The sequence below is a fragment of the Aeromicrobium panaciterrae genome, assembly GCF_031457275.1.
Taxonomy (GTDB): domain Bacteria; phylum Actinomycetota; class Actinomycetes; order Propionibacteriales; family Nocardioidaceae; genus Aeromicrobium; species Aeromicrobium panaciterrae_A.
In genome coordinates this window covers 2,054,473-2,077,593 of sequence record NZ_JAVDWH010000001.1, presented here as the reverse complement: position 1 = coordinate 2,077,593, position 23,121 = coordinate 2,054,473, and the positions used below count along the sequence as shown (strand labels likewise).

Annotated in this window: 23 protein-coding genes; 9 read left to right on the top strand and 14 right to left on the bottom strand. The window is 63.5% G+C overall.

Annotated elements, in window-relative coordinates; genetic code table 11:
• Positions 1–21 precede the first annotated feature (21 nt).
• Positions 22–1,311, bottom strand: a complete 1,290-nt coding sequence (locus J2X11_RS10590) for a fatty acid desaturase family protein (RefSeq protein WP_309970502.1) — start codon at positions 1,309–1,311, stop codon at positions 22–24.
• Between the two features lie 17 nt (positions 1,312–1,328).
• Positions 1,329–2,462 (bottom strand): ferredoxin reductase, encoded by a 1,134-nt coding sequence (locus J2X11_RS10585; protein WP_309970499.1) that lies wholly within the window; start codon positions 2,460–2,462, stop codon positions 1,329–1,331.
• A 100-nt stretch (positions 2,463–2,562) separates the two neighbouring features.
• Here J2X11_RS10585 and J2X11_RS10580 point away from each other — a divergent pair, with 100 nt between their 5' ends.
• Entirely contained in the window at positions 2,563–3,195 is a 633-nt protein-coding gene (locus tag J2X11_RS10580) for a TetR family transcriptional regulator (protein WP_309970497.1), read from the top strand.
• A gap of 3 nt (positions 3,196–3,198) precedes the next feature.
• Here the strand turns inward: J2X11_RS10580 and J2X11_RS10575 are convergent, their stop codons facing one another.
• A complete protein-coding gene (locus tag J2X11_RS10575) occupies positions 3,199–3,606 on the bottom strand; it encodes an SRPBCC family protein (RefSeq protein WP_309970495.1) in 408 nt (135 codons plus the stop codon).
• A gap of 111 nt (positions 3,607–3,717) precedes the next feature.
• Between J2X11_RS10575 and J2X11_RS10570 the strand changes: the two genes are divergently transcribed.
• Both J2X11_RS10570 and J2X11_RS10565 read left to right on the top strand, forming a co-directional pair.
• Positions 3,718–5,424, top strand: coding sequence for a choice-of-anchor A family protein (locus J2X11_RS10570; protein WP_309970492.1), 1,707 nt, complete (start codon positions 3,718–3,720; stop codon positions 5,422–5,424).
• The gene (locus J2X11_RS10565; protein ID WP_309970490.1) at positions 5,421–6,335 is read left to right on the top strand and encodes an NAD-dependent epimerase/dehydratase family protein; all 915 of its coding nucleotides are present in this window, start codon (positions 5,421–5,423) and stop codon (positions 6,333–6,335) included. Before J2X11_RS10570 ends, J2X11_RS10565 begins: the two co-directional genes overlap by 4 nt.
• Here the strand turns inward: J2X11_RS10565 and J2X11_RS10560 are convergent, their stop codons facing one another.
• The 3 genes from J2X11_RS10560 to J2X11_RS10550 are packed head-to-tail and all read right to left on the bottom strand — an operon-like array spanning position 6,336 to position 8,222.
• On the bottom strand, positions 6,336–6,971 hold the full coding sequence (locus J2X11_RS10560; RefSeq protein WP_309970487.1) for a hypothetical protein: 636 nt from the start codon (positions 6,969–6,971) through the stop codon (positions 6,336–6,338).
• Positions 6,972–6,981: 10 nt separating this feature from the next.
• On the bottom strand, positions 6,982–7,620 hold the full coding sequence (locus tag J2X11_RS10555; RefSeq protein WP_309970485.1) for a lysoplasmalogenase: 639 nt from the start codon (positions 7,618–7,620) through the stop codon (positions 6,982–6,984).
• A gap of 53 nt (positions 7,621–7,673) precedes the next feature.
• On the bottom strand, positions 7,674–8,222 hold the full coding sequence (locus J2X11_RS10550) for a hypothetical protein (protein WP_309970482.1): 549 nt from the start codon (positions 8,220–8,222) through the stop codon (positions 7,674–7,676).
• A 160-nt stretch (positions 8,223–8,382) separates the two neighbouring features.
• Between J2X11_RS10550 and J2X11_RS10545 the strand changes: the two genes are divergently transcribed.
• The gene (locus tag J2X11_RS10545; RefSeq protein WP_309970479.1) at positions 8,383–9,102 is read left to right on the top strand and encodes an SDR family oxidoreductase; all 720 of its coding nucleotides are present in this window, start codon (positions 8,383–8,385) and stop codon (positions 9,100–9,102) included.
• Positions 9,103–9,118: 16 nt separating this feature from the next.
• Positions 9,119–10,111, top strand: a complete 993-nt coding sequence (locus J2X11_RS10540; protein ID WP_309970477.1) for an NAD-dependent epimerase/dehydratase family protein — start codon at positions 9,119–9,121, stop codon at positions 10,109–10,111.
• Between the two features lie 15 nt (positions 10,112–10,126).
• Here the strand turns inward: J2X11_RS10540 and J2X11_RS10535 are convergent, their stop codons facing one another.
• Together J2X11_RS10535 and glnA are read right to left on the bottom strand one after the other, a co-directional pair.
• Positions 10,127–10,747, bottom strand: coding sequence for a thermonuclease family protein (locus J2X11_RS10535; protein WP_309970475.1), 621 nt, complete (start codon positions 10,745–10,747; stop codon positions 10,127–10,129).
• A 246-nt stretch (positions 10,748–10,993) separates the two neighbouring features.
• Positions 10,994–12,415: a type I glutamate--ammonia ligase gene (gene glnA, locus J2X11_RS10530; protein WP_309970471.1), complete on the bottom strand. Its 1,422-nt coding sequence runs from the start codon at positions 12,413–12,415 to the stop codon at positions 10,994–10,996.
• Positions 12,416–12,584: 169 nt separating this feature from the next.
• Here glnA and J2X11_RS10525 point away from each other — a divergent pair, with 169 nt between their 5' ends.
• A complete protein-coding gene (locus tag J2X11_RS10525) occupies positions 12,585–12,944 on the top strand; it encodes an RDD family protein (RefSeq protein WP_309970469.1) in 360 nt (119 codons plus the stop codon).
• Positions 12,945–12,977: 33 nt separating this feature from the next.
• A complete protein-coding gene (locus J2X11_RS10520; RefSeq protein WP_309970466.1) occupies positions 12,978–15,377 on the top strand; it encodes a hypothetical protein in 2,400 nt (799 codons plus the stop codon).
• 1 nt (position 15,378) lies between these two features.
• Here J2X11_RS10520 and J2X11_RS10515 read toward each other — a convergent pair whose 3' ends face one another.
• Genes J2X11_RS10515 through J2X11_RS10500 form a run of 4 tightly spaced genes read right to left on the bottom strand, consistent with a single transcriptional unit; the run spans position 15,379 to position 18,714 of the window.
• Positions 15,379–16,086, bottom strand: a complete 708-nt coding sequence (locus tag J2X11_RS10515; protein WP_309970464.1) for a DUF4191 domain-containing protein — start codon at positions 16,084–16,086, stop codon at positions 15,379–15,381.
• A 10-nt stretch (positions 16,087–16,096) separates the two neighbouring features.
• Positions 16,097–17,020 carry a lipoyl synthase gene (lipA, locus tag J2X11_RS10510; RefSeq protein WP_309972347.1) on the bottom strand — a complete coding sequence of 308 codons (924 nt, stop codon included), beginning with the start codon at positions 17,018–17,020 and terminating at the stop codon, positions 16,097–16,099.
• Positions 17,021–17,056: 36 nt separating this feature from the next.
• Positions 17,057–17,782: a lipoyl(octanoyl) transferase LipB gene (gene lipB / locus J2X11_RS10505; RefSeq protein ID WP_309970461.1), complete on the bottom strand. Its 726-nt coding sequence runs from the start codon at positions 17,780–17,782 to the stop codon at positions 17,057–17,059.
• Positions 17,779–18,714, bottom strand: coding sequence for a metallophosphoesterase (locus J2X11_RS10500; RefSeq protein ID WP_309970458.1), 936 nt, complete (start codon positions 18,712–18,714; stop codon positions 17,779–17,781). Before J2X11_RS10500 ends, lipB begins: the two co-directional genes overlap by 4 nt.
• A 79-nt stretch (positions 18,715–18,793) precedes the next feature.
• Between J2X11_RS10500 and J2X11_RS10495 the strand changes: the two genes are divergently transcribed.
• A complete protein-coding gene (locus tag J2X11_RS10495) occupies positions 18,794–19,213 on the top strand; it encodes a hypothetical protein (protein WP_309970455.1) in 420 nt (139 codons plus the stop codon).
• A 54-nt stretch (positions 19,214–19,267) separates the two neighbouring features.
• Positions 19,268–20,362, top strand: coding sequence for an NAD(P)-dependent alcohol dehydrogenase (locus tag J2X11_RS10490; protein ID WP_309970452.1), 1,095 nt, complete (start codon positions 19,268–19,270; stop codon positions 20,360–20,362).
• A gap of 9 nt (positions 20,363–20,371) precedes the next feature.
• Here J2X11_RS10490 and J2X11_RS10485 read toward each other — a convergent pair whose 3' ends face one another.
• Together J2X11_RS10485 and sucB are read right to left on the bottom strand one after the other, a co-directional pair.
• Positions 20,372–21,256 (bottom strand): TIGR01777 family oxidoreductase, encoded by an 885-nt coding sequence (locus J2X11_RS10485; RefSeq protein ID WP_309970449.1) that lies wholly within the window; start codon positions 21,254–21,256, stop codon positions 20,372–20,374.
• A gap of 4 nt (positions 21,257–21,260) precedes the next feature.
• Positions 21,261–23,105 carry a 2-oxoglutarate dehydrogenase, E2 component, dihydrolipoamide succinyltransferase gene (gene sucB, locus J2X11_RS10480; RefSeq protein ID WP_309970446.1) on the bottom strand — a complete coding sequence of 615 codons (1,845 nt, stop codon included), beginning with the start codon at positions 23,103–23,105 and terminating at the stop codon, positions 21,261–21,263.
• Positions 23,106–23,121 lie beyond the last annotated feature (16 nt).

The following is a 23,121-nucleotide window of genomic DNA, read 5'->3' as shown; positions in this document are numbered from 1 at the left end:
TTGCCTCTCGGTCGGACTCGACTATGAGGTCAATTGTGGCGTACGAACTTCCTCGGCGCGACGTGCGGCTTCCTCCCGCTTTGCGCGACGCAGAGCCTTCGACTCCGGGCTGTTGCCGATCTTGAGCGGATCGCTCGGCTTCTTGGCCAGCTTCGCGAGCTGACGGATGACCGAGAACATCTGCTTCGACAGGCGACCGGTGTTGTACTGCAAGCCGTACTTCTCGACGAGCAGCTTCACGTCCTCCGCAACCTCGGGGTAGCGGCGAGCCGGGATGTCCGGGAACAGGTGGTGCTCGATCTGGTGGCTCAGGTTGCCGGTGAGGATGTGGAACGGCTTGTGGCCGGAGATGTTGGCCGAGCCAAGCAGCTGGCGGAGGTACCACTGGCCGCGGTTCTCGTTCTTGGCGTCCTCTTCAGCGAAGGTCTGGACCTCAGCCGGGAAGTGACCGCAGAAGATGATGATGAAGGACCAGATGTTGCGGATGACGTTGGCAACGACGTTGGCAACGAGGATCGCGACGGGCGCCCACCAACCGGTGAACGGGACGAGAGCGATACCCATGACGGGCCACGCGACGTAGTCCTTGAAGACCTGCTTGCGGATCTTCTTCATGGCGCGCTTGCGGCGGCCCTGGAAGTCTTCCTTGGTGATCTTGCCCTGGAGGTACTGGTCGAGCTCGACACCGTGGTACATGATTCCCCACTCGAACACGAGCATCAGGATGAACGCGAGCGGCAGGTTGAACCGGTGCGACGCGTACCAAGGCTGGTCCTCGTCGATGCGGAACATGTTGTAGCCGATGTCGCGGTCCATGCCGTGGATGTTGGTGTACGTGTGGTGGATGTAGTTGTGGCCGTGCTTCCAGTCCTGCGAGGGGGCGATGTTGTCCCACTCGAAGCGGCTGGCGTCGATCATCGGATCGTTCATCCAGTCGTACTGGCCGTGCATGATGTTGTGGCCGATCTCCATGTTGTCGAGGATCTTGGCCAGGCCGAGGAACAGGATGCCGGCGATGAACGCGGGCGGGAAGAACGGCATGAAGATGCCGATGCGGCCCAGCACCTCAGAGGCGCGCTGCACCTTGATGACGCGGCGGATGTAGTCAGCGTCCTTCTGGCCGAGGTCGTCGAGCACGCGCTGGCGTACGGCGTTGAGCTCGTTGCCGAAGTCCTCCAGCTGGTCGTACGTCATGTATTCGAGACCGATGGTGGCCTGCTTGTCGCTGGTGGGGTCGATCAGTGACAGCGGGGCAGCGTTGTGGTTGCGCGCGCTGTGCGGCTTGATGGGTGCGTTCTTGGTCTTGGACATGGGTGGTTCTCCCTCTCCTAGAGTGCGACGTTGACGTCGCCGACGGGGACGCTCACACAGATCTTGATGGTCTCGTCTGTGTTGGCAGTGATCTCGTTGCTGATGACGTGGCGCACTGCGCCGTGGTTCTTCTTGACGACGCAGGTGTTGCAGACGCCCATGCGGCAGCCGAACTCAGGCTTGAGTCCAGCGGCCTCGGCCTGTTCGAGAATCGTCTGGCCGGAGTTGTCGGCCTCGATGGTGGCTTTGTCGAATGTGATGGTGCCTGTGGCCTCGGCTGCGTTGAGGTCGACGCTGGGCACCTTGAAGTACTCCATACGGAGCTGCTCGGTCGCGCCGAGCTCTTCATAGGTGTCGCGGACGCTGGCGATGAGGCCTGCGGGGCCACATACGTACGTGAGCGTCTCTGACGGGTCGATGCCGAGATGCTTGAGGTGGTCGATCGAGAACCGACCCTTGAGCTCAGCGCCTTCGGCGGGCTTGCGCGTGAAGATGCGGACGACCTGCGCCTGGGGGAGTGCCGCGGCGATCTCATCGAGTTCGCCGCTGAACATCTCGTCCTCAAGCGACCGGGCGTAATGCAGGAAAGTGACGCGGCCGGTGTGGCCGGAGTCGCGGAGCGTACGGATCATCGACATCACGGGAGTGATGCCGGATCCGCCGCTCATCAGCAGGACGTCGTCGGGGGTCTCGCGGGGGAGAACGAACTCGCCCTCGGCCTGCGAGAGGTAAACGATCGTGCCCGGCTTCAGGTCGTTGTGCAGGAACTGCGAAACGTAACCGTCGGGATGTGCCTTGACCGAAACGCTGAAAGTCTTGTTCTTGTTGGCGCGTGAGCTCGATACGGAGAACACGCGTACACGGCGCTTGCCATCAACCTCTACACCGAACTGCACGTGCTGACCGGGCGTGAAGCCCTTCCAGGCGCCGTTGGGGCGCAGCACCACAGTGCTGGCATCGCCAGTCTCGTGGATGACCTCGACGACCTTCGCGCGTACGTTTTCCGCTGCGAGCATGGGGTGAATCTGGTCGAGGTAATGATCGATTGTGTAGGGGGAGGTCAAGGACGCGACGGGCCGTGAGGCGAGAGCCTTGCGGATGATGCCCATCTTGTAGCCCTCCTCAAATTCAGTGAACGTGCGTACACTCAAATAGTGCACGGTATTCGGGCCATGTGCAAGCACGAACCACGTGACCTGAGGCACGCTGCGTACGAGTGTTCACTGAAAGGCAGGAAGTTAGGCTGTGGCCATGTCAGATTCTGTGCCCGTGGAAACCCGCCAGGCGCAGAAAGAACGTACCCGTCAGGCGATCCTCGCCTCGGCTCTTGAATTGAGCCAGACGCAGGGGTTTGCGCAGATCAGCCTGCGTCAGGTGTCTCGTCACGCCGGCATTGTGCCGACCGCGTTCTATCGCCACTTCGAGTCAATGGACGAGCTTGGGCTCGCGTTGGTCGAGCAATGCTTCATGACGCTGCGCTCGATGATCCGAGATGCTCAGCGCGATTCAAAAGTCTTCGACAACATCATCGACTCGTCAGCCGAGATCCTGGTTGGCGTCGTGAAGCAGAACAAAGCCGACTTCGGATTCATCGCCCGCGAACGTTTCGGTGGGCAGAGCGTCGTTCAGCAGGCGATTCGCCGCGAGCTGGAGGCATTCGTCAGCGAACTCGCCGTACTTCTCGGCCGCCTGCCCAATATCGAAAATTGGGACACCGAAGACGTTCAGATGGTGTCGCGGCTGTTTGTCCGCAACATGGTGTCGAACGCCGAGGAGGTCGTGGAGATGCCGGATGGTCGTCCCGACCTCGAGGAGAAGATCAAAGAAGGCGCCCGCCGTCAGATGCGCCTGATCGTCATCGGCTTCAAGGAATGGCGCAGCTAAACGTCAGGCTGAGATCTGCTGGGCTCCGTGGAGATCCTGAGCGGTGGTTGCCAGGCGGTCGAGCGCAAGCTTGAACACGTCGTCGCCGAGATCGTCCTCGAGCTGCTGCAGGATGGCCGGGTCAGCCGTGAAGTCGGCTTCCCAGGTGACGTACGACGTCGTGTCGCTGTCGGCTTCGACGAGGACCGTCGCGCGGTGGTTTGCGATCGGGAACGGAGGATCAGGCATGTGGTACGAAAGCGTCATCTCGGACTCGTCGCGTGATACGACGGTCACGACGAGCTCGGGCGAAGCCTCGGGGCCGTCGGCATAGATGCGGAGCTTGGGGTGCCATTCGGCGAAGTCGCCGGCGAGCTTCCATACGGTCTCAGCCGGTGCTGCGACGAAGGTCTTGCGAGTGATGCGGGGCATGCGGGTCCTCAGTTCGATGTGCGTATCCATTGAACCGGCTTAGCGTGCGTTCGCCTGCATCCAAACGGTGAGGCATTGCTCACGTGCGGCGGATACGGAACGATGTTGCGTATGCGGCGAGTCGTCTTTGTGTGTGGGTTCACGCTCCTTGTCGCGATGGGGTGGTCCTTGTCGGCGGTCGCGTTCCCGGATCCGATCGGCGACTGCATCGGGAGCGGCTGCCCGTCTGAGCCCTATCCGAACCCGAACAACGGTGACTTCATCGGCACAGACGAGGCCCTCAACGTGTTTGTCGGCGGTTCGATGAATGTTGTTTCCAGTGCGGCCGAGTCAGAGGGCAAGCTCGTTGTCCTGGGGAATCTGGACGTCTCCAAGTCGAGCGCTGGCTCCTACAACATCGGCGTGGTCGGCGCGGGCTCGCGCATCACCCCTCCCAACGACTCTGACCACGCGGTCATCGGTGGCGACATCACAGTCGAGGATTCACCGCTCTCAACGATTCACCTCGGTGGAAGCGACAGCGATGAAACGCGCTGGGGCAATCTGGCGTATGGCGGGGACACCACGATTTCGCAAGGCGACCGCCTCGACTTGACTCCGAATGGCCAGTTGATCGACGGCGGTCCCACAGTCACAGATCCGTACGCATCGCTGCGGGGAACGATCACCGGCATCTCCAACTGCGCTGCGACCTATACGGCCACTGGCACGGTCAACGTTCAATTTGGAACGGCAACATTCACCGGCGATGGTGCCTCGATGTTGCAGGTGTTCAACGTTCCCGGCGACATTGGTACCAGCAGTGAAAATGTCTCGATTGACCTCGTGGGAGTCCCCGAGGGCGCGACGGTCGTCATCAACATGCTGGACACCGATCCCGGCGTTTTCCTCAACGTGGCGCTGCTTCTCTCAGTAACTCCGGAGTACACGCGCCTCGTCTGGAATTTCCCGAATGCGGCGACCGCGACCATTGGTGGATCCGCGCAGGTCCCCGGCTCGATTCTGGTTGGGCCCACGACCAGCACAACAACAATCACCAGTCCAGGAACCAACGGTCGCGTTCTGCTCGCCGGCAACCTCGTGCACGGCGGAGGGACAGCATCCGGACAAGAAATGCACGCCTATCCGTTCAAGGGCACGCTCCCGCCGTGCGAGCCGGCCGAGGATGTTGACACTCCAGCAGATGTGGCTGACACCGACACAGATGCAGACACAGACACGGCAGCAGATGCCGATGCTGACCTTCCGGCTGACGTTGCTGACTTTGGTACTGACACAGAGAGCGACGTAGACACCGACCTGCCGGCAGACGTGGCTGATCTGGGCACCGATACCGAGAGTGACGTCGATACGGATCAGCCTGCGGATGTGGCTGATCTGGGTACGGATACCGAGAGTGACGTCGATACGGATCAGCCTGCGGATGTGGCTGATCTGGGTACGGATACCGAGAGTGACGTCGATACGGATCAGCCGGCCGATGTCGCTGATCTGGGTACGGATACCGAGAGTGACGTCGATACGGATCAGCCGGCCGATGTCGCTGACTTTGGTACGGATACCGAGAGTGACGTGGACACCGATCAGCCCGCAGACGTCGCTGACCTCGGCGCCGACACCGATGGCGACGCTGACACCGACGATGCAGCCGACGATTCTGACGGGGGAGAGGTCGATCCTGAAGAGGGTGAGGCACTGCCCGACACTGGCGCAGACCGTTACGCCCCGCTGATCGCAGCCCTGGGAGCGGCCAGCCTGCTCGCCGGTACGGCAATCACTCGCCGTGCACGCCGCCCACTTCCCACACACCGCGCGTGACACATCTCGTCATCGGTGCTGGCGCAGTCGGCCGGCATATCGCCGAGCTACTCGCCTCCGAAGGCAAGCAGGTCACCGTGGCCACCCGATCGGGCGCCGACACGGGCCTTGCCGGGGTTGATCACATCGCGCTGGACGCCTCCGACGCCGATGCGCTGAGCGCCAAGGCTGACGGCGCCGAGGTGATCTACAACTGTGCGAACCCCGCCGACTACACCACCTGGGCCACGTTCTGGCCGCCGCTTGCCAAGTCATTCCTGACAGCAGCGGAACGCACAGGTGCTGTCTACGCGATCACGGGCAACCTCTACCCGTATGGGCCGGTCAGCGAGCCGATGCGAGAAGACATGCCTGACGCGGCGACCGACCACAAGGGACGCCTGCGCGCATTGATGTGGGCCGACGCGAAGGCCCTGCACGATGCAGGTCGCATTCGCACGGTCGAGGTGCGCGGGTCCGACTACGTCGGCACCGGCGTTGGTGACAACGGACATGTCACCCGGCAGATCCCAGGGGCGCTCAAGGGCAAGCGGGCGATGGTCATTGGCCGCAAGGATCAGCCACACGTCTTCACCGACGTGCTCGACGTCGCCAGATTGATGGTCGCAGCGGCGGCCGACGAGTCGGCGCTTGGGCGTACGTGGCATGTACCCAGCAACCCGCCGCGCACTCAAGAGCAGGCGATCAATGATGTGCTCGCGAGCATCGGCAAGCCGCCGGTCAAGGTGAGCGCCATTCCTGGCCCGATCTTCGCCAGCGCGTCGCTGGTCGTGCCACTCGTGCGAGAGCTGCGCCAGCTGTCGTACCAGTGGACGAAGCCGTACCTGCTCGACGACAGCGCCGCCCGGGCGCATTTCGGCATGGAGCCGACTCCGTGGGACGAGGTGTGCCGCCGTAGCGCGGTCGTGTGATCAGGCGCCCATGAGTGAGCGCATCTCGAGCGCGACATTCCACCCGAGCGACTCGTACATCGCCTTGCCTTGAGCCGTCGCGGCCAAGATGCCGGTCTTCGCGTCGTGGTCGAGCGCGTAGGAGCTGAGCATCGACATCACGCACGATCCCAACCCACGACGCTGAAATCCCGGAGACGTCTCGACTGCGTCAAACACGGCGACGTCGCCCAGGACGCCGACCGTGCCCTCCGAGGCGACCTTCTCGGCTGTCTCCAGCCGCAGCGTGACGCTGTTGCCCTCGAGGTCCCATCGAGCCGTGAACTCGGCGTCGTGTGCTGTCGGCGTTGGTGCGAGGGGGATCGTCATCAGCGTCTCGTCGTCCCGATCGACGCGTACGCCCGGCGGCAGCGTGAGCGCTGCGTACGGCGCCACGTCTTTGGCGATGACCGTGAGCATGGCGCGCGGGTCGCCGTCGACGTGTCGCATCAGAGCGCTGAACGCCTCAGGACCGGGGTCGCTGCAGATCAGTTCGCTCTCGCGCGTACGCGATCGCGTATGCACGAGCGGCCACCCGTCGAGCTCGGTCACCTCGATGTCCCGTACGTGTACCCACGCAGCGATCCATTGCTCGGTGAGCTCGGCGGCATCGGTCATGTCGATCCGATCAGGTCCAGCCGAGAACGCCGGCCACGATCAACGCCTGTCCGACGTGGTACGTCGTCATGATCGCGAGCTGAGCGTGCGGAATTGGTCGGACAAAGCGGTTCATAGAGAGCACCGAGTCGCTGACCACGAATACCGCGGCTCCTACTGCGATCAGCCAATCGCCGGTGAACCACGCAAGGATCAGCATGCCTGCGATGACCAGGGTGTAGGCGACCACTGGCGCGCTGAGCGCAAGGCCACTCTGGCGGTGCGTCGAGGGTGTGACCTCACGGGTCCAGATCATCGACAGGATGAGGACGCCGAATACGGCCCAGCTCCAGCCGGGCCGAGGCAGCCCCAGCTCGGAGAAGCACACGAGATAGCCCAGGTGGCCGATCAGGAAGGTCCCCAGCCCCATCTTGAATCGCGACTCGGAGTCGCCCAGGTTGGCGATGTCGCCGACCAGGCCGAAGGCGAGTGCAAACAGCAGCCAGCGTCCCGGTGATGTGTCGCTCGCCCCAAGGGACAGCGCGACCAGGATGAGGGCGACCAGCGTGGCCGGTTTGGCAATCGTTTCGAGCCGCTTGTTCTCGCGGTACACGGCGTGCCAGTCGGTCAGGGCAGCCAGAACGAAGAACCCCCAGGCGGCGTATGTCATGGGCGAGATCATGCCATGGGCCTGTGCTCGTCAGGGCCCGCAAACGCAGATGGTCAGGCGCGGAACTGGTCGAGCGAGTCGAGGATTGCCGAGGCGTCGGAAATACGGGCCTCCTCGGCCTGGATCAGGAGGCGCTGCAATTCGTTGATCTCACGATCCTGATCGGCCATGATCTGCCGCATCTCGTTGATGTCTGCGTCGCGTTCGGCAATCGCAGCCATAGCGTTCCCAAACTCAATACGCGCTTGGCTTGCTCGCTCCGACGCTGCCTCGAGTGCATCGATGGTGTCGGCATAGCGCGCCTTGACGTTGGTGAGCTCGGTTTGGAGCATCTGGAGTTCCACACGAACCTGGCTCTCGCGGCGCCGGGCTTCCTGCACCGCTGCATTGTCTGATTCGCCTTCGTAGGCCGGGCTCGGCCGCTGAAAGGGCGCTTCGCTCTGAACGTCGCTTGAGGTGGCTCGAATGGCCAAACGTCGTCCAGCTGACTGCTTGATCAGTGCCTGACAGGCGTCATAGAACTCGGGGCTGTTCGGGTCGAGTTGCTCGGCCGACGCGATCAGGGCGCGAGTAGCCGATTCATGGCTGTGGGCGGCATCCATGCGCAAGTCCTCCGAGTAGGGAGCTAGCGACGACGGTTGGTCTTTGCAAGACCAAGAATACGTGGCGGTTGACCGTCGTGTGAGCATTCAACGATTCCAAGGCGGCTTCCAGTCGAACGGCTGCTAGGTTGCGTCGTCGGGGAATGTGAAGGGGAGAATTGTGGCTGGACGTTTTGAGGGCAAGCGAGCGGTGGTGACCGGCGCTGCTGGCGGAGTTGGTGCGGCGACTGTCGAGCTAATCGAGCGCGAGGGTGGGTCCGTAGTGGGCGTCGACCTCAACGCGACGGGTGACGTGTTGGCGTGCGATGTCAGCGACGAGGCGTCCGTACGATCAGCCGTCGCGACGGCGGCCGAGCGCCTAGGTGGGCTCGACATCGTGGTCAACGTTGCCGGCATCGACCAGTTCCGCAAGTTCGAGGACCTCGACTTCGCCACGTGGCAGCGCCATCTTGGTGTGAACCTGACTGGTCCCATGCTGATGAGTCACGCTGCGCTGCCGCACCTGCGCGAGAGCAAAGGCAACATCGTCACGATCGCCTCGATTGCAGGTCTGCGCGCCCAGCCGTACCAAGCGGCCTACTGCGCCTCAAAGGCTGGCGTGATCCTGCTGATGAAGTCGCTCGCACTCGAGCTCGCCGCCGATGGCATTCGGGTCAACACGATCTGCCCTGGCGGCATACAGACTGACCTGCCGACCAACGCGGCCGCCGAGCACGCTGATACCCAGCTCGATTGGGAGCTGCTGATGGAGACCGCCGGCGCCCGGTACGGGTTCATGCCGCCGAGCGATGTCGCCGACGCGATTGCGTACCTGGCCTCTGACGCTGCAGCCTCGGTGACCGGAGCTGTGCTCTCGGTTGACCGCGGCACGGCCTGCTGAATCGAGGGGTGAAGTGGTGAGCGGTACGAAACTGGTCATGGGTGCCAGCGGCTTCCTTGGCTCACACGTGACCCGTCAGCTCGTCGAACGAGGGGACCAGGTCCGGGTTTGGATCCGCCAGTCCAGTTCGACGCTGGGCATCGACGACCTCGAAGTAGAGCGGCACCACGGCGACCTGGACGACGTCGAAGCCATGCGTACAGCGATGACCGGCGTGGACACGGTCTTCTATTGCATCGTTGATGCGCGCGCATGGCTGCGCGATCCGTCGCCGCTGTTCGCCACCAACGTCGAGGCCCTGCGCACCGTGCTGGATGTAGCGATCGAGGTCGGCGTTCCGAAGTTCGTCTTCTGCAGCACCGTTGGCGCACTCGCGATCGCCGACTCTGGGCTGGTCGACGAATCAATGCCGCACAACTGGCGCCACCTTGGTGGCGCGTACGTCGAGTCCCGGACGCAGGCGGAGGAACTCGTGCTTCGCTATCACCAGGAGCAGGGACTGCCGGCCGTCGTGCTGAACGTCTCGACGACCTACGGTCCGCGAGACCACGGTCCGACTCCACACGGCAAGCTGGTCAAAGCCGCTGCTCGCGGCAAGGTTCCTGCGTACGTCAAGGGTGTCTCGATGGAAGTTGTCGGCATTGAGGATGCTGCGACCGCATTCCTCCTTGCGGGGGACCGAGGCCGGATCGGCGAGCGGTACATCATTTCCGAGCGCTTCCTGCCCATCAAGGACCTCTTCGACATTGCGTCGGACGAGGGCAAGGCTAAGCCGCCGAGAATCGGCATCCCGCTGCCAGCCATGAAGGTGATCGGAGCTGTGGGTGGTGGAATCTCGCGGCTGTTCCGGAGAGATTCGGTAGTGACCTCGACGAGCGTCCGACTGATGCATATCCAAACGCCGGTCGATCACAGCAAAGCCACCCGCGAACTGGGTTGGGAACCAACGCCGGTCGAGGACTCCATCCGTGCCGGCGCGCGATGGTTCCTGGATCAGCCCAAGAACTAGCCGCGACAGCAGGTCCTAGTCGCAGCCGGTTCCGTCGCCGTCTCGATCGAGTCGATACGGGTCACTTCCGGTGACGGTGACGGGGTGGCCAATCTCTGGACAGTTCATGTCGGAGCGGATCGGAAGGCATGGCGAGTAGCCATCCATACAGTTGCTGTTAGTTGTCTTCGCTGGCTTCTTCACCAGCGGGACGGGCTTGTTGCTCGCCTTGCACGACGGAGCTGGCGCTGATGCGTAGGCCGCATCCAGCCTCTCGGCCAATGCGACGTTCTCGTGGCGGAACTCCGCAAGGTAGCGGTCATCGCCGAGTCCGCTCGTGGCGAAGGCAACGTTGAGTGAGTCGCCGGACTTGTCGAACACTTCTGCGACGTGGCGTCCGTACGTGTCGGTCGAGTAGTCGTCGACGGTGAACCCATCCTTCACGAACTCGCGCGTAAACGCTGCGGCCTCGGAAAAGCAGTCTTCGCCGACTTCCGGGGCATTGACCATGCCGAGCCGGTATTCGTCGTCGTCGGACGCGACCCAGGAGTCGCCGTCCTTTTGATCGGTGATGAAGAGCAACACGGGCGTCGACGGCTCGGAGGTCAGATCAGCCTTCGGCGAGGCCGCTGTTGATTCGGAATCAGTCAGGTCCACGGTCGTGCTTGACGGCTCGGTCTCTGGAACGAGGCTTCCAACCGCGCCAAGGCCCACGAACGCAGCGAAGCTCGCTACCACCCAGAACTTCCAACTGTGGCCCTTCAGCATCTGACGAGAGTCGCACGGGTGTTGCGCACCCATGTCCCGATTGAGTGAAATGACTCGATCGAGCTATCGGAGGTCGCGCCGAAACGCAGAACGCCCCAGACCTTTCAGTCTGGGGCGTTCTGTTACGTCATCGGCTCAGATGTCGTAGTAGAGCTCGAACTCGTGCGGGTGCGGGCGAAGCTGGATCGGGAGGATCTCTTCGGTCCGCTTGTAGTCGATCCACGTCTCGATCAGGTCGGGCGTGAACACGTCACCAGCAGTCAAGAACTCGTGATCTGCCTCGAGGTTGTCGAGCACCGAGTTGAGTGACGTCGGGACCATGTTGATCGCTTCGTACTCTTCCGGCGGCAGTTCGTAGATGTTCTTGTCGATCGGAGCCGGCGGCTCGATCTTGTTCTTGATGCCGTCGAGCCCGGCCAGCAGCAGCGCCGAGAAGGCGAGGTACGGGTTGGCCGACGGGTCGGGGCAACGGAACTCGATGCGCTTGGCTTTGGGGTTCGATCCCGTGATCGGGATACGGACACAAGCCGAACGGTTACGGGCCGAGTAGACCAGTGCGATCGGAGCTTCGAAGCCCGGCACCAGACGGTGGTAGGAGTTCGTCGACGGGTTGGTGAACGCCAGAAGCGACGGAGCGTGCTTCAGGATGCCGCCGATGTAGTGGCGAGCGAGGTCCGACAGTCCGCCGTAGCCCGACTCGTCATAGAACAGCGGCTTGCCCTTGTCCCAGATCGACTGGTGAACGTGCATGCCCGAGCCGTTGTCACCGAAGATCGGCTTCGGCATGAACGTGACGGTCTTGTCGTTGGCCCACGCCGTGTTGCGGACGATGTACTTGAACTTCATGACATCGTCGGCAGCCTTGAGCAGCGTGTCGAACTTGTAGTTGATCTCGGCCTGACCGGACGTACCGACCTCGTGGTGGCCGCGCTCAAGGATGAGCCCGGAGTTCGTGAGGTTGGTCATCATGTCGTTGCGGAGGTCAGCAGTCTTGTCCGTCGGCGCGACCGGGAAGTAGCCACCCTTGTAACGAACCTGGTAACCGCGGTTGTCGTCGATCGAGTTGCCGGTCTGCCAAGCAGCTTCGCTCGACTGGATCTCGTAGAACGACTTGTTGGCGCTGGTGCCGTAGTTGACGCGGTCGAAGATGTAGAACTCTGCTTCGGGAGCGAAGAACGCGGTGTCACCGATGCCGGTCGTGGCGAGGTAGGCCTCGGCCTTGCGAGCGATGTTGCGCGGGTCGCGCGAGTAGGCCTCGCCCGTGATCGGGTCGTGGACGAAGAAGTCCATGGCGATCGTCTTGCGAGCCTTGAACGGGTCGACGTATGCCGTGCCGATGTCCGGGTACAGGACCATGTCGGACTGGTCGATCGTCTGGAATCCGCGGATCGACGAGCCGTCGAACGCCACGCCGCTCTTGACCATGTCGGCATCGAACGTCGAAGCCGGCAGAGTCACCTGCTGCTGGATGCCGGGAAGGTCGGTGAAACGGACGTCGAGGTACTCAACACCCTCGTCCTTGATGAACTTGAACAGCTCGTCGGCATTGCCGAACATATGTCCTCCTCGACCGCGTGGCGGTCACTGATGTCGGATGGCAGGAAAGTGCGTCGCTGCACTGAAGCCGACGTTAGGCTCCGGCAGTTTCCCGACCATCACTGAATTGTTTCAGGCATGTTACAAGTGCCTCGGCGAGTGAATTCGGCGCCATCGATAGGCTCGGCGCGTGGAAACCCCCTCACTTGGCCGTCGCATCCTCGCATTGCTCATCGATTGGGCCGTTGCCGCCTTGAGCGCCGTGGCATTGACGGGAGTCAGTTATCCGCCGAAGAACGTCGGGGAGAACCTGGTGATCGTGGGGTTCTTCATCGTTGAGGTAGGCATCCTGACGGGCCTGCTCGGGTTCACGATCGGTAAGCGCATCCTCGGTCTCAGAGTCGAAAATCCCGCTGGCCGACCGATTGGCGTGCCCCGTGCAGTTCTTCGTACGGCCCTGCTGTCGCTGGTGCTGCCAGCCATCGTCATGAACGAAGACAAGCGCGGTCTGCACGACATCGCAGCGGGTGCCCGGGTCATACGCGTCTAGACGCCACACGGCCGGGAGTGGTTGAGTCGCTCCATGGCTGGCGGTCGTTGGGTCGAGCTCCGAGTACACGGTGTCAGCGGCACGCCGCCTGAGTCGCTCCTGGCTCACCCGCACGTCAAGCAGATCGCCGGTGACGGCTATTCGCGCTACTTCCGGCCGATCAACGGCAGCGGCAAGGAGTTGAAGGCCGACGACGGGCACACCGTCGAGGGCTATCACTGGGGCCAGTTCACCTCCGGTTCGTGGCGCGCGGGTCTGTGGCTGATCCTCGTCCCGTTCGGCCTGATCAACGCGGCCCAGTTCATGCTGCCGCCGTTCGTCAACCGGACCTCCAAGTTCTGGCATGGCCTCTGCGGTGCATTGCTTCGGCTGGCGGCGCTGCTCATGACCTGCTTGTTCGCGTTCACAGCGGGCTTCGTGTTGATGGACCTGCTCGGCTGGCGCTGGGCGGCCAAGACCCGACTACTCCGGAGCTATGAGCCGGACACAGTTCTCACGGGTGCGGTGATCCTGAGTGCCGTCGCCATGCTGATCTTGTACGTGCTCGGCAAGGGCTTTGGCCGTACGGGACCGTCCGACTCGACCGAGACCGACGAGACGACGACCACGCCGCTGTCCAAGAAGTCGTTCTACCGAGGTGATGCGGACGCCTCGACGCTTCGTGCCCTTCACCTCGTCGCCTCATTCGCGCTGATCGCGATCATGGCGACGTTCGCGCGGGATTCAGACGCATGGTCCACGCGTCCGCTGGTCGGCGTCATTGCGCTCGGACTGCTTGTCGTCACCGTGATCGTGGTCGTCTTCCTCGGCGATCCAGAAGGTTCGGTCAGTGTTGCGATGCCGTCGCGGGTGGCTCGTCTGCGCACCAACTGGCATGGCGTGGTCAAGGTGTTGTCGCCGCTGCTGCTGGTCTTCTCCACGATCATCGTGATCGCCGCCGCGATTCAAGTGAGCGGCGTTGAACGACCCAAACCGGTCGGTCGCATCGAAGCTTTTGACGGGTTCGCCAACTCGCTGATGGTCGCCGGCGTACTGGTACTCGTTCTGATGTCGTGGGCCAACATCGCGTTGGCATGGACCACCCGTACAAAGACGGGCAGCGACAAGGACCCCGCACGATTCTTCGTTCGGTACGGATGGGGGATGACGAGCTACTTGATCGCCACCGTCGCCACGTTCATCGGCGTGGGACTCTCGGCTGCGGTGTCGACCGCTGTGTCGACCTCGCTCGACCTCGACATCGCCGAGCGGATCGACGAGAAGGGTCTGACACTCAAGACACGAGTCGGCGCGACACCGATGCTGGACCGGGTGGCGTACGCGTGGGGCCTCACCGCGCTGATGCTGGTGGCGATCGCCATCTTTGCGTTGACGTTCTACTTCATCCGTCGCAAGCACTTCATCGGCGTGAGCGAAGCGATGCACGGCTCGCCGGCCGAGGCGACCACCAAGCTCCCGGAAGGGTGGACGTCCAAGATCGCGCGCGGCATCTGGATCGCGCGACTCAAGACCAAGTTGCCGGCGCTGTTCTGGGTCTTCGCAGCGTTCGGGGTCGTGCTTGCTCTCGTGGTCGCTTGGGAAGTCGGGTTCTGTGCTGGCGGGAACGATCCGACGGAGTGCAAGGAGGCTCCATGGCTGCTCGACTACTTGAGTCAGCCGCGGCGTAGCGGCAATGGCGACTTCCTCACCATCTTCGGCGCGTGGACGCTGCTCGCTCTCGCAGCAGGCACCGTCGCGCTGAGTCGTGGAGCCATCAAGACGCAAGCCTCGAGGCGTGGCGTCAGCATCATCTGGGACATCGTGTCGTTTTGGCCCCACGCGGTGCACCCGTTCGTTCCGCGCCCGTACTCGCAGCGCACCGTGGTCGACTTGCGTGACCGCATCCGCTGGCACCTCAGTGAGATCGGCGAATCCGATGTTCAGCGACCTGTGGTCGTATGCGGACACAGCCAGGGGAGTTTGATCTCATTCAGCGCACTTCTGTTGCTCAGGCCGGAGGAACGAGATCGCGTTGCGCTGGTGACGTTCGGATCGCAGCTGCGGCTGATCTTCCCGCGCGCGTTCCCGGGCTTCGTCAACCTGGACTCGATCGCAGGTCTGTACGCGTCGCTCAACGGAGCGTGGGTCAACCTCTATCGCGCAACCGACCCACTGGCTGGACCAGTGTTGTCGTGGGATCACTCGCCCGACGGTGCCGAACCGTCATCGCAGCACTTCCCGGACATCGGTGCCGGACGCCAGCCCGACTCGTACGATCCCGTGACCCGTCGTCGCATTAGCGGTGCGGACTGGAGGGTCATCGACCCGACGCCGTACGACGAGGCTCTGCAGACCGGACCGGTGACCAGGCTGCACGGGCACAGCGAGTTCTGGGACGACGTTGATTGGCCGACTGCACTTCAGGCAGTCGTCAACGTCCCACCGCGAGGCTGAATCAGCCTCGCATCGCCTTGCGGGAGCCCTTCATGCTCGTCGGCACGGGGCCGCGCGGCATGGGAGCGGCCGGACGCATCGCGTCGAGTGCCTTGAGCTTGTAGAGCAGTGCCGTCATCTGGGCAGGCTTGATGTTCTTGGGCAGCTTCTGGACGTGCTTGAGGAGCTTGGTCAGCTGCACTTCGCCGTCGCCTCGGCCCACGACGATGTCGGTCACGGGCACCTCTTCGCCACCGATGCGGGCGTGCTTCTTCTTCTCGGCCGCAAGAAGGTTCTTGACCCGCGTGGGGTTGCCCTCGCCGACGAGGATGATGCCGGGACGACCGACAACACGGTGGACGATGTCCTGGTTCTTGGTGAACGCGACGGCGGGCTTGACGTCCCAACCGCGACGCAGCATCTGCAGCGCGCCGGCAGCTGCACCGGTCTGGCCTTCAACCTGCGCGTACGCAGCCTTCTCGGCGCGACGTCCGAAGACGATCAGTGAGGCGAGGATGCCGATCAGCACGGAGAACAGGATCGTGACGATCAGGCCGAATGTGCCCGTACCGAAGACCAGGTAGCCGAGCGCACCAGCGGCACCGCCGAACACGAGGAACGTCAGCAGCAAGATCAAACCGATGTTGCGATCGTTGCGCTTGGTGATCGTGTAGGCCTGTCGCATCTGGCGGATGCGGCCCTTGGCGGGTGCGGGTGTGGCGTTGGACATGAGGGTCAGTCTACGGCGCGGTACGGATGGCAGCGCTGCCGCGTCCGCTCTCAATGGCCTGCTGGTAGAGGCGACCTGCGCGGTACGAAGAACGTACGAGGGGTCCGGACATGACTCCGGCGAATCCGACCTCGTCGGCCTCGTCCTTGAGCTCGACGAACTCCTCGGGCTTCACCCAACGCTCGACGGGGTGGTGGCGCTTGGAGGGGCGCAGGTACTGAGTGATCGTGATCAGGTCGCAGCCGGCCTCGTGCAGGTCGACGAGTGCCTGCGAAACCTCTTCGCGGGTCTCGCCCATGCCGAGGATCAGGTTGGATTTGGTGACCAGGCCGTAATCGCGAGCCTGGGTGATGACGTCGAGCGAGCGCTCGTAGCGGAACGCCGGACGGATGCGCTTGAAGATGCGGGGGACCGTCTCGACGTTGTGCGCCAGCACCTCGGGGCGGCTGTCGAAGACCTGCTCGAGCAGTTCAGGCACGCCGTTGAAGTCGGGGATGAGGTTCTCAACGCCGATCCCGGGGTTGAGCTCATGGATCTTGCGAACCGTCTCGGCGTAGAGCCAAGCGCCACCGTCAGGTACGTCATCGCGGGCGACACCGGTGATCGTCGCGTAACGGAGCTGCATCTTCTGCACGCTCTCGGCAACACGGCGAGGCTCGTCGCGGTCGATCGGGTCCGGCTTGCCGGTATCGATCTGGCAGAAGTCACAACGGCGGGTGCACTGCTCGCCGCCGATGAGGAAGGTCGCTTCGCGGTCTTCCCAGCACTCGAAGATGTTGGGACATCCGGCTTCCTGACAAACGGTGTGGAGGCCTTCGCCCTTCACCAGATTCATCAGCTCGGTGTATTCGGGACCCATCTTGGCGCGAGTCTTGATCCACTCGGGCTTCTTCTCGATCGGGGTCTCCGCATTGCGGACTTCGAGCCGCAGCATTTTGCGGCCTTCAGGAGCGATAGTCACAGGGCCAGCCTACGCCTGTGAACCAACGGCGAGATTCAGCACCGGGACGTCCGGGATGGCATCAGCAGCAAGGTCGGGTGATGGTGCGTAGGACTCCCACTCCAACAGCTCGACGAGGTGTGGAGTCACTGCTGCTGCGGCCTCTGAAACGGTGACGTCACGGCCCAGCTCTGTGGTCAGCGAGGTCACTCCTGCGTCAGCGATGCCGCACGGTACGAAGCGGTCGTAGTAGCTCAGATCGACGTCTGCGTTGAGCGAGAATCCGTGCATCGTGACTCCGCGTGAGACACGGATGCCGATCGCCGCGATCTTGCGCTCGATCTTGCCGTTGCCTGCCGGCAGCCAGACTCCGGAACGACCGGCGACGCGACCAGTGGTCACGCCGAGATCAGCGACGCCGCGGATCAGGGCTTCCTCGACGCGACGTACGTAGTCGACTACGAGAACGTGCGACGGAAGCTTGGTGATCGGGTAGCCGACGAGCTGGCCCGGCCCGTGGAATGTGATCTTGCCGCCACGGTCGACGTCGATGACGGGAGTGCCGTCGAACGGACGCTCGTGGGGCTCGGTGCGACGTCCAGCGGTGTAGACGGCGGGATGTTCGAGGAACATCGCGGTGTCGTCGATCTGGTCGTTGGCGCGCTGCTCATGAAGTTCGCGCTGCAGCTCCCAGGCGTCGAGGTAATCGATCGCCTTGTCGCCGTACCAGTCGTCGATGATCTGGAGCTTCGTCACGTCTCCAGCGTATCTCCGTCGACCATGACCATCGAATCGATGTCGACCGAGGCCTTGGCGAAGTTCTCGCGCCGGTCGGCGGGCGTCATGGCCGCGACGTGCTCAAGTGCCTCGAGTGGATAGTCGACGACCAAGCGACCCGGCTGTACAGGAACGGTGCTGTGAACGATGCGGTCGGCGAACACGTGCGCCAGGTCGAATGACTGCGATCCGTCGTAGCCGCGTAAGCCGCGCGGATCCGCCGCCGGATCGATGATGTAACAGGTTGAGGCGGCCACGGAGACAGGCACGGAGCCGAGCGTGCTGTGAGCGGAGTAGTGGTAATGCCCGGCGAGGATCGTTCGAACGTCGGTGTCTTCGATCGCATCAGCCAACAGGTGTTGATCGGCGAGCTCGATGATCGTCATCAGCTGCAGGTGCGTCGCGATCGGTGGGTGGTGCATTGCGAGGAGCGTGCCGTGAGGCGCCGGGGATGCGAGCTCCTCACGCAGCCATTCCAGCTGGGTCGCTGACAGCTCGCCGTCGTGATAGCCCGGAATGGTCGTGTCGAGCGCAATGACGCGTAGCCCGTTGATGTCGAAGACCTGGTCGATTGGCGCCTCGGGATCGCCGTCGCGCCCCAGCAGTCTGCGTGAGAACGGTTCGCGAGCGTCGTGATTGCCCATGACCCAGATGAGTTCGGCACCCATCTCGGCCGCTGCGTCGACGACGATCGAGGCAACAGCCTCGTACGCCTCCGGCTCACCGTGATCAGCGATGTCGCCGGTGAACACGATGGCGTCCGGCCGCACGATAGCGAGGCGGCGCATCGTGGCTTCGAGGTACGCGGCCGGATCGGTGTTGCTGTAGACCGCGGCGGTACCGTGCCCGAAGTGGGTGTCGCTGACGTGCGCGATGACATGGGATGCGGGAGCGTGCTGGCCGAGCTGCATGGTTCCAACGTACGACTGCAGAGTGGCACTCTGTGGATGCCGATCGGCGCTCGCGAGGCCATTGCGGCACGGTGTCGCGATGGATTGGATCCTCGCGTGGGTGGCAGCGATTGCCGCGTTGGCAGGCTCAGACGAGGTCCATTGGGCGGGAGTTCTGGGTGAGCTCGACGACGTACGAGCTCAGGCTTTCGCGAACGCCGATCCAGCTCTGTTGAGCGAGGCCTACGTACGTGCCAGCTCCGCTCGAAAGGCTGACGCCGCACTCATCCGCGACTACCGGAGCCGGGGCGCTCAGGTCGTGGGTGCAGACTTCATCGTCTTGTCCTGCAAGGTGAAGAGCGCATCGGCCGATCGAGTCAGCCTCATCGTCGTCGATCGGCTGGCTCCGGCGCACGTGGAGTGGGACGACGGTACGACGCGTAGGTTGCCGCGGGATCTGCCGACGCGGCGAGTCGTGACACTCATACTCACTTCGCATGGTTGGCGCATCGAGAACTAGAACTCGTTCCACTACTGTGACGGCTGACCACTACTTCTGGCTGGAGCGTGACGTATGAAGACCACTGTCGCTGTTGTGAACTCGCAGGGCGCCGACTTCTCCCTCGAGGAGATCGAGCTCGGAGACCCGCAGGCCGACGAGGTTCTGGTCAAGATCGTCGCGACCGGTCTGTGCCACACCGATATCCACCTCAAGGGCTTCCTACCTGCAGAGATGTTCCCGAATGTCTTCGGCCATGAGGGTGCCGGCATCGTCGAGGCGGTTGGCGAGGGCGTCAGCGGAATCGAAGTCGGTGACCACGTCGTCCTCTCGTTCCGCTCTTGTCGCGGCTGCGAGAACTGCAAGAACGATCTGGTCGGCTACTGCGACTCCTCCCTCCTGCTCAACTACATGGGCATGCGGATGGATGGCAGTACGACGTACAGCCGCGATGGGTCGCCCGTTTTCGGCAACTTCTTCGGCCAGTCGAGCCTTTCCCAGTACGCCATCGCGTACGCCGACAACTGTGTGGTCGTCGACAAGTCCGTCGACCTGACCAAGGTCGCCCCATATGGCTGCGGCTTCCAGACCGGTGCGGGCACGGTGCTCAACGTTCTCAAGCCGACCGCTGCGGACAGCTTGGTCGTCTTCGGTTGCGGAGCCGTCGGTCTGTCCGCGCTGGCGGCTGCCAAGCACCTGGGTGTCGGAACGATCATCGCCGTCGACCCGCTGGAGAGCCGCCGTGCCACGGCTGCTGGATACGGCGCGATCGGCATCGATCCAACGGCCGAAGAGGACGTTGTCGCCAAGGTCAAAGAACTCACCGGAGGCACCGGAGCGTCGTACGCGATCGACACCACGGCGATCTCTGCTGTCGTCAAGCAGGCTCAGCAGGCGCTGAAGGTCCGCGGCACTCTGGTCGCGCTGGGTCTCGGCGCGGAGGAGTACGCGATCGACGCGATCGATCTGCTGCAGACCGGCAAGGTCATCAAGGCGTCCATCGAGGGCGACTCCGACCCGCTGGAGATGGTTCCGCGACTGATCGCCCTGAACGCGGCCGGCGAGTTCGATGTCGATGGGCTCATCGCGACGTACCCGTTCAGCGAGATCAACACCGCTGTCGCAGACGTGCTGGCCGGAAAGGTCGTCAAGCCCGTATTGGTGTGGTGAGAACGCCAGTCACAACGCGGCTTCGATCGTCGACGCGAGATCTGGATGCTCGAACTCGAACCCTGCTGACGTCAGTGCTTTGGGGGAGACCCGCAGCGATCCGAGCAGGTCCTTCGCGATCCCAGTGCCCAATGCGGCCTTGAGCGCGATGCCGGGAGCCGCGAGGAACGTCGGACGGTGCAAAGCGACGCCGAGTGCGTCCGTGAACTCGGCGTTGGTCTGCGCCTGCGGAATCGTCAGGTTGTACGGTCCGTTGGCCGTCTGCGAGTCCAGCAGGAACTCGACCGCGCGCAGCCAGTCATCCAACGAGATGAACGACATGTACTGAGTGCCGGGGCCGATCTTTGCTCCGGCGCCGAGCTTGAACGGGATCAGCATCAGCTTGAGCAGTCCGCCACGCTTGTCGAGCACGAGCGTCGTACGAAGGAACACCACGCGGGTGGTCTCGACAGCAGGGAGAGCAGCGGCTTCCCATGCTTGAACGACGTCGGAGAGGAATCCGGTTCCAGCTGTGGAGCGCTCCGTGAGCACCTCGTCACCACGGTCGCTGCCATAGAAACCCATGGCGGATGCCGAGAGCATCACCGGTGGAGTCGGCGACTTGGCGATCGCCTGTGCAATCACGCTGGTCGGCGACGTACGGGAATCGAGCAATTCCTGGCGATAGGCCCGCGTACGTGGCCAGCGGGAGATGGAGGCGCCCGACAGGTTGATGACGGCGTCAGCGGCGTTGATCAGGTCTTGGTCGATGACGCCAGCGGCTGGATCCCAGCGTGAAGCGTCGTCGCCGGAACCTGAACGCACCAGTCGAGTGACCGTGTGCCCCTGTGAACGCAGGTGCTTTGTCAACGCCGTGCCGAGGAACCCCGACGCGCCACCGATGACTACCTGCATGTGGTCAGGAACCGAGCTCGACCTCGAACGCACCGGCCTGCAGGCGTTGCTTGACCGCAGTCAGGAAGCGACCAGCGTCGGCACCATCGACGAGACGGTGGTCGTACGTGAGCGCGAGGTAAGCCATGCTGCGGACCGCAATGCTCTCGCCGACCGTCGGGTCACTGATGACCACAGGACGTTTGACGACCGCGCCGACGCCCAGGATCGCAACCTGAGGCTGGTTGATGATGGGCGTGTCGAACAGTGCGCCGTTGCTGCCCAGGTTGGTGATCGAGAACGTTCCGCCGGACAGCTCGTCCGGAAGGATCTTGTTGTTGCGCGTCCGATCGGCGACGTCGGCGATCTTGCGAGCCAATCCTGCGATCGACAGGTCGCCAGCGTCCTTGATTGTGGGCGCCAACAGGCCGCGCTCGGTGTCGACGGCGATCGAGAGATGCTCGCCCGACGGGTACGTGATGACGCCTTCTTCGAGGTCGAGCGCTGCGTTGAGTACCGGGTAGAGCTTGAGCGCCTCGATGGCGGCCTTCGCGAAGAACGGCAGGAATGTCAGTTTGACGCCCTCGCGCTCCAGGAACGCGTCCTTGTGCTTGGCGCGCAGGCGGGCAACCTCGGTGACGTCGACTTCGTGGACCTGGGTCAGCTGGGCTGAGGTCTCGAGCGACTCGACCATGCGCGTTGCGATGGTCTTGCGCAGGCGTGTGACCTTTTCGGTCTTGCCACGCAGGGGCGACGGCTCAGTTGCTGCGGCAGCAGGTGCCGGAACGCCTGGCGCCGGAGCAGCTGCCGGCTGTGCGGCGGCAGCATCAATGACGTCCTGCTTGCGGATGCGTCCGCCGACGCCGGTGCCGGCGATCGCGGCAAGGTCGACGCCGTGCTGCTTGGCGAGCTTGCGCACGATCGGTGTGACGTACGAGTCGGTCGGTCCCGAAGATGCCGGGGCAGCCGGTGCCGGTGCGGCCGGTGCGGCAGGTGCAGGAGCAGTGGGTGCCGCAGGGGCTGGAGCAGGCTCAGGCGTTGGGGCGGCTACCGGCTCCGGTACCGGCTCAGGCTCGGTGTCGGGCGGTGTCGGCGCATTGGGTGCTGCGACCGGCTCGGGATCCGGAGCGGGTACGGGGTCCGGCGCCGGGGGAGCTGGAGCGGGAGCGGGCTCTGCGGGTGCCGGGGCAGCTGCAGCCGCACCAGCGGTACCGATGATCGCGAGCTCAGCGCCAACTTCGACGGTCTCATCCTCGGCAACCTTGATCTCAAGGAGGGTGCCTGCGACCGGGGACGGGATCTCGGTGTCGACCTTGTCGGTCGAGATCTCCAGAAGCGGCTCGTCGACGGCAACGTCATCGCCGACCTGCTTGAGCCATTGGGTCACGGTGCCTTCGGTGACGCTCTCGCCGAGGGCAGGCAGGGTCACGGCGGTGCTGCTTCCGCCAGCGGCGGGCGCAGGTGCAGCAGGAGCAGGCTCGGGCTCAGCCGCTGGTGCGGGGGCGGGCTCGGCCTCGGCAACTGGTGCGGGCTCGGGCTCGGCCACGGGGGCCGGCTCGGGTGTGGGTTCGGGGGCTACTTCGGCAGCGGGTGCCTCTGCGGCGGGAGCGGCGTCTCCACCTGTCGACTCACCAGCCTCACCGATGATGGCGAGCACAGCACCGACCTCTACCGTCTCGTCTTCGGCGGCCTTGATCTCCAGCAGAACTCCGGCGACCGGCGACGGGATCTCGGTGTCGACCTTGTCGGTCGAGATCTCGAGCAGCGGCTCGTCGACGTCGACAGTGTCACCGACCTGCTTCAACCACTGCGTGACTGTTCCCTCGGTGACACTTTCACCAAGGGCGGGAAGGGTGACAGACGTAGCCATGGGGTCCTCTGGTTCT

Bases quoted from the DNA above. Each gene is read 5' to 3' on its own strand.
- J2X11_RS10575 (WP_309970495.1), bottom strand. From the start codon at position 3,606: ATGCCCCGCATCACTCGCAAGACCTTCGTCGCAGCACCGGCTGAGACC.
- J2X11_RS10515 (WP_309970464.1), bottom strand. From the start codon at position 16,086: ATGTCCAACGCCACACCCGCACCCGCCAAGGGCCGCATCCGCCAGATG.
- sucB (WP_309970446.1), bottom strand. From the start codon at position 23,105: ATGGCTACGTCTGTCACCCTTCCCGCCCTTGGTGAAAGTGTCACCGAG.
- J2X11_RS10580 (WP_309970497.1), top strand. From the start codon at position 2,563: ATGTCAGATTCTGTGCCCGTGGAAACCCGCCAGGCGCAGAAAGAACGT.
- J2X11_RS10500 (WP_309970458.1), bottom strand. From the start codon at position 18,714: ATGCAGCTCGGCCAGCACGCTCCCGCATCCCATGTCATCGCGCACGTC.
- glnA (WP_309970471.1), bottom strand. From the start codon at position 12,415: ATGTTCGGCAATGCCGACGAGCTGTTCAAGTTCATCAAGGACGAGGGT.
- J2X11_RS10485 (WP_309970449.1), bottom strand. From the start codon at position 21,256: ATGCAGGTAGTCATCGGTGGCGCGTCGGGGTTCCTCGGCACGGCGTTG.
- J2X11_RS10590 (WP_309970502.1), bottom strand. From the start codon at position 1,311: ATGTCCAAGACCAAGAACGCACCCATCAAGCCGCACAGCGCGCGCAAC.
- J2X11_RS10560 (WP_309970487.1), bottom strand. From the start codon at position 6,971: ATGACCGATGCCGCCGAGCTCACCGAGCAATGGATCGCTGCGTGGGTA.
- J2X11_RS10550 (WP_309970482.1), bottom strand. From the start codon at position 8,222: ATGGATGCCGCCCACAGCCATGAATCGGCTACTCGCGCCCTGATCGCG.
- J2X11_RS10495 (WP_309970455.1), top strand. From the start codon at position 18,794: ATGGATTGGATCCTCGCGTGGGTGGCAGCGATTGCCGCGTTGGCAGGC.
- J2X11_RS10520 (WP_309970466.1), top strand. From the start codon at position 12,978: ATGGCTGGCGGTCGTTGGGTCGAGCTCCGAGTACACGGTGTCAGCGGC.
- J2X11_RS10555 (WP_309970485.1), bottom strand. From the start codon at position 7,620: ATGACATACGCCGCCTGGGGGTTCTTCGTTCTGGCTGCCCTGACCGAC.
- J2X11_RS10570 (WP_309970492.1), top strand. From the start codon at position 3,718: ATGCGGCGAGTCGTCTTTGTGTGTGGGTTCACGCTCCTTGTCGCGATG.
- lipA (WP_309972347.1), bottom strand. From the start codon at position 17,020: ATGCTGCGGCTCGAAGTCCGCAATGCGGAGACCCCGATCGAGAAGAAG.
- J2X11_RS10490 (WP_309970452.1), top strand. From the start codon at position 19,268: ATGAAGACCACTGTCGCTGTTGTGAACTCGCAGGGCGCCGACTTCTCC.